General features: G+C 44.2%; 4 protein-coding genes. 3 read left to right on the top strand and 1 reads right to left on the bottom strand.

The annotated features are described in order from the left end of the window. The 3 genes from PHF27_RS13315 to PHF27_RS13325 all read left to right on the top strand — a co-directional run. The coding region (locus PHF27_RS13315; RefSeq protein ID WP_300071069.1) for a glycosyltransferase family 2 protein at positions 1 to 1,098 on the top strand (1,098 nt) is incomplete at its 5' end. Between the two features lies 1 nt (position 1,099). After that, positions 1,100 to 2,959, top strand: a complete 1,860-nt coding sequence (locus PHF27_RS13320; RefSeq protein WP_300071071.1) for a glycoside hydrolase — start codon at positions 1,100 to 1,102, stop codon at positions 2,957 to 2,959. 20 nt (positions 2,960 to 2,979) lie between these two features. Next, a complete protein-coding gene (locus PHF27_RS13325) occupies positions 2,980 to 4,014 on the top strand; it encodes a hypothetical protein (protein ID WP_300071074.1) in 1,035 nt (344 codons plus the stop codon). Positions 4,015 to 4,031: 17 nt separating this feature from the next. Here the strand turns inward: PHF27_RS13325 and PHF27_RS13330 are convergent, their stop codons facing one another. Continuing rightward, positions 4,032 to 4,571, bottom strand: a complete 540-nt coding sequence (locus PHF27_RS13330; RefSeq protein WP_300071077.1) for a hypothetical protein — start codon at positions 4,569 to 4,571, stop codon at positions 4,032 to 4,034. Positions 4,572 to 4,861: the final 290 nt, after the last annotated feature.

The raw sequence follows: 4,861 nt of genomic DNA on the forward strand, positions 1-4,861 counted from the left end.
GAAGAAGAATGGATTCAAAAAACCATTGTAAATTGTGTCAATCAAGACTATCCGACAAACAAACTAGAGGTCATCGTTGTGGATGACTGTTCTACAGATAAGTCTTTGGAAAAAATCGATGAAATTGTTGCAGCGCTGAAAGAAAAAGAAAAGCGTTATCATTTGGAGTCGCGTCTGCATGTTATCCGGCAGGAACAAAATGCAGGCAAGCGAGAAGCTATGGGCAAGGGAACGTTGTTAGCCAAGCATGAGTTAGTAGTGTTTGTTGATTCTGACAGCTTTTTAGATCCCTTTGCGATTCGTAATTTGGTGCAGCCTTTTCAGGACGAGAAAATGGGAGGCGTATCAGGGCGTACCGACGTGGCCAATACGTATACAAATGCTCTGACAAAAATGCAGGCAGTGCGTTATTATATTGCGTTTCGCATCATGAAAGCCGCAGAAGGATATTTTGATGCTGTAACCTGTTTGTCAGGACCGTTGTCCTGCTATCGCAAAGATTTGGTATTGAAAAATTTGGATGCCTGGTTAAATCAAAAATTCTTAGGAGAACGCGCTACTTTTGGTGATGATCGGAGCATGACTAACTTTATTCTCCGTGAAAATCGCACAACCTATCAGGATACTGCTATCTGTACGACTATTGTTCCCAACAAGACGAGTATTTTTCTCAAACAGCAAATGCGGTGGAAGCGTTCTTGGCTGCGCGAATCTTTGGTTGCATCGCGGTTTATGTGGAAAAAAGAGCCCTTTATGGCGCTTTCTTTTTACATGGGGGTTCTGGTACCGCTGGTTTCGCCTGTTATTGTGCTATATAACATTATTTATGTACCCTTGATACACCGAGTAGCGCCAGTAACGTTTTTTATCGGTATTTTTCTGATGGCTTTGCTGATGAGTATGGCGCAGCTGCTTTTGCGTCGCAGCTCTACCTGGATATATGGCTTGTGGTTTTGCGTGTACTATGAAGCAGTCCTATTGTGGCAGATGCCGGTTGCCTGGGTTACTTTTTGGAAAACTACCTGGGGGACACGTATGACTGCGGCGGACGTAAAAGCGGTGTTCAAGAAAAAGAACGGAAAGACAATGAGGGTGTAGCATGGGCCTGGGAAATGAAGAGTACACTGCCCGTAAGGACCGGCGCAAAGCCGTGCGGGTGTTTGTGCAATTTTGCGTATTGCTAGGAGTTGCTTTTCTTTGCGCACTGGCGCTGTTTACCTGGAAGACTTTTACTCCCTATCATGGTGTGCGAAGTGAAGATAGAGGATTTATCGCGCTGTCATATTTTGGCGTAGACCGTGTAGGCAGTCAGTCTCTCATCGGCATGGAGCAGTTGAGAGCGCATTTGCAGGCTCTTAAGGATCAGGGCTATGTGACCATAACCCAAGAAGATATTCAGGCGTATTACCAGTCGGGGAAGCTGCTGCCGGAAAAATCGTTATTCTTGATGTTTGAAGACGGACGGCGCGACACGGCTATTTTTTCGCAAAAAATGCTGGAAGACTTAAACTATAAAGCTACAATGATGTCGTATCCGGAAAAATTTGAAAAAAAAGATACGAAATTTCTCTTGCCGCCGGAACTTAAAGAACTGGAAAAAACAAGCTTTTGGGAACTTGGCAGTAATGGTTATCGCCTGGCGTTTATTAACGTTTTTGATCGTTATGATAATTATTTGGGAGAGCTGGAGCCGTTGGAGCATGCACGGGTTGCGCCTTATTTGGAGAGAAAGTACAATCACTATTTGATGGATTATATTCGCGATGAATACGGCATCCCGAAAGAAAGCTATAATAAAATGAAAGAGAGGATCACTTACGACTATACGGCCTTGCGCGATATTTACACAAAGGAGCTAGGGTATATTCCCGCGGCGTATGTGCTGATGCATGCCAATACGGGCAGCTTTGGCAACAATGATAAAGTTAGCGCAGTGAATGCGTATTGGATTAAAATGCTTTTTAAAATGAATTTTAATCGTGAAGGTTTTTGTTGGAATCGTCGTAACAGTTCAGTATATGATTTAACGAGAATGCAGCCGCAGTCGTATTGGCCTGTTAATCACTTGCTCATGCGTATTAAGTATGATATTAACCAGGATCTGGACTTTGTCAAAGGAGATGCAGCGCGCCAGGCAGCCTGGGAGGTTCTGAAAGGGGCCATGGAAGTAAAGGATGAAACATTGCTTGTTACCTCTCTGCCAAATGACCAAGGATTAGCTCGGCTTAAAAACAGTGAGGATTTTGAAGATGTGTATGTGTCAGCGCGCTTGCGGGGCAATAAGTTTGGCCTGCAGCGTATATATTTGCGGGCGAACGAGGACTTATCGCAATTTTTATCCGTATATATCCGCAACAATGTTCTCTATGTAACTGAGCGAAACAGCGGTTCGGAGAGAGGGCTGTTCCAATTGGATTTAGATGAGCTTGATGGAAAGGAAAAAATATCCATCCCTGAGGATAAGAAAGCTGCAGAAATGCGTGAAGCTGAAACTTTTTCCCGCTACGCCCGCTCAGCTCATAAAGCGAAGGTTTATGGGGAACGTCTGAAAGATAAAGATCTGGAAAAACCTGCTGCGGTGGAGGACGGAGCTCCAGAATACAAGCCAGATGCCAGCTTGCATGCTCGAGGAGATCGGCGCTTGCGCATAGCCTTAAAAGGTTCGCTCTTGAGTGTTTTTGTGGATGAGAAGGAAGCGGTAGCAGATTTACCTGTGTCTGTATCGCAGGGTGGGCTTTTATATCTAGAAGGTTCTGGTGGAAATTTTGGTGTTAGCCAGCGTAATTTAGCGGATGATGTGTATGACGGGGTATTTGAAGAATTTGTCGTAACGGAAAATACAGGAGCAAGTGAGGAAAAAATTCTTTATGAAAGCCGCTATCAAGGAATAGATGCAGTAGAGTATACGGCTAAGAAATACTGGGAAACAGTAATTGATTGGTTTGTGACGAATTTGTAGTCGTGGAAGGGGAAGAAGCAATGCGTAGCCGAATTTCAATGATCGTTTTTCTTATGTCGTTGCTGATCGTTTCGGTGGCGGTTTTGGGCTGTTCATTTACTAGTGAGTGTTCGGAGAAAGTCGTTTACAGAGAGCCGAAAGAAAGGGCCGCCTGGGTAGCGTATTGGGATGCCGATAGCGGTCTTAAGGATTTAGGGCGTTTGGACGGTAAAGTGAAAAAAGTATCTTTTTTTGGTGCATATTTTGACGAGGACGAATACCTTTTTGTACCTAAGGAGTTGGAAAGCGAGAAAGTGGCTGCGCTGCGGCGCAAGGGGGGATTTGAAACCTATTTAAGTGTGGTTAATGATAAACAGAATGGTGACGGAACATCCATTTTAAAGGATGTTAATGTTTTGCGGCGCATGTTTGCTGATGAAACGGTTATGGATGAGCATGTGGATGAGATTATTGCCTTAACGAAAAAAGGTGGCTATGACGGCGTAGAAATCGACTATGAACGCATATGGAAGGATGAAGAAGTAAGCCGTAAGTTTACGGATTTTCTTGCCAAGGTGCAGGCGGAAGCTTCTAAGAAAAAACTGAAAGTGCGTGTAGTCCTTGAGCCGTCAGCCTTTACGGCGCCTGCGAAATTCCCGGAAGGTCCTGAATATGTAGTGATGTTTTATAATTTATACGGCTTGCACAGCGGGCCGGGACCCAAAGCGGACGCCGACTTTATTAGAAATCTGTTGACTCGCATCGAAACTCTTCCTGGTGAAGTATCAGTTGCCTTGGCAACCGGGGGCTGTGTTTGGAGTGATGATGGCGATAAACGTTTTGTAACCGAAGGTGAAGCGAAGGCTTTAGCCATTGAATATGACGTTAAGCCGCAGCGGGATAAAGCGAGTCAATGCCTGGTATTTCAGTTTGCCCGTAAAGGAGTGCAAAACCAGGTTTGGTACGCTGATGTGAATACTTTGAATTATTGGATTTCCTTGGCGGGCGAGAAAAAGCCTGTAAATATTAGCTTGTGGCGCTTAGGTGGCAATGTGGATATTGGCAAATTGTTTTAACAAGGTAAGATAGGTGTTTATTGCTTATCATCGGGGCAGCGCAATGTTTTACTCAAATTATTGTCACTGGGAAACCAGTGGCGCTGTACGGAATCAAAGCTTTTGGCACTTGCTATTTTCCATTGGTTATTTTGGTAGAGAAAGGTATACCGATAGGTGTCGCCTTTGCTGCTGGTCGGTTTTGCTTGCTTTGCGGCCATGGCCGTGGAAGAAGAGAGTGGGTAAATGCGTGTAGTGCTGTTGATTTCGAGCATTCCCTGATAGGAATCAGTGTGTGCTGTTACCGCAGTCTTATAGGTTTTGTGCAATAAAGTTTGCGTTTTAATCCACCCGTCTTTTGTGTTGAGGAGAGGATCTCCTTTGAGAAACAGCAGAGAATAACGGTTGTTTGTGTATGTCGCGTAAATTGGCGCCAGAGTGTTTTGAATATAGGCCTCGAAAGATTGTTGTATGGTCGCTGGGACCGGGGGGGCAGTCGCTAACGATGGGGCGGCTTGAGCTATTGCAGCAGAAAGCAGAAACGTTCCTAAAAAGCAAAATAGTAAAAATTTTTTCATTTCTGGTACTTCCTTTCAGAATGTAATGTACATAGTTGTAATTATACTCTGAAAGGAGGGAGGCGGCTAGGGCGTGAAGAAGGCGGCTTTAACCGGATAAAAGGAGATAAGGAATAAGTGGCGTATTATGATGCAAAAACGATTGTCAATTGGTATCCTGGTTGAGTCCTATAATGTTCCTAATTGGGTATATACAATGCTTGAAAAGATCTTAATTGACGATTGTGCGCAAATTGTTGCCGTTGTCGTGAATAGTAGTTACAATGCTTTGGAGCAAGATAAAACAACTT

This window comes from Anaeromusa sp. (genome assembly GCF_028691475.1).
Taxonomy (GTDB): domain Bacteria; phylum Bacillota; class Negativicutes; order Anaeromusales; family Anaeromusaceae; genus Anaeromusa.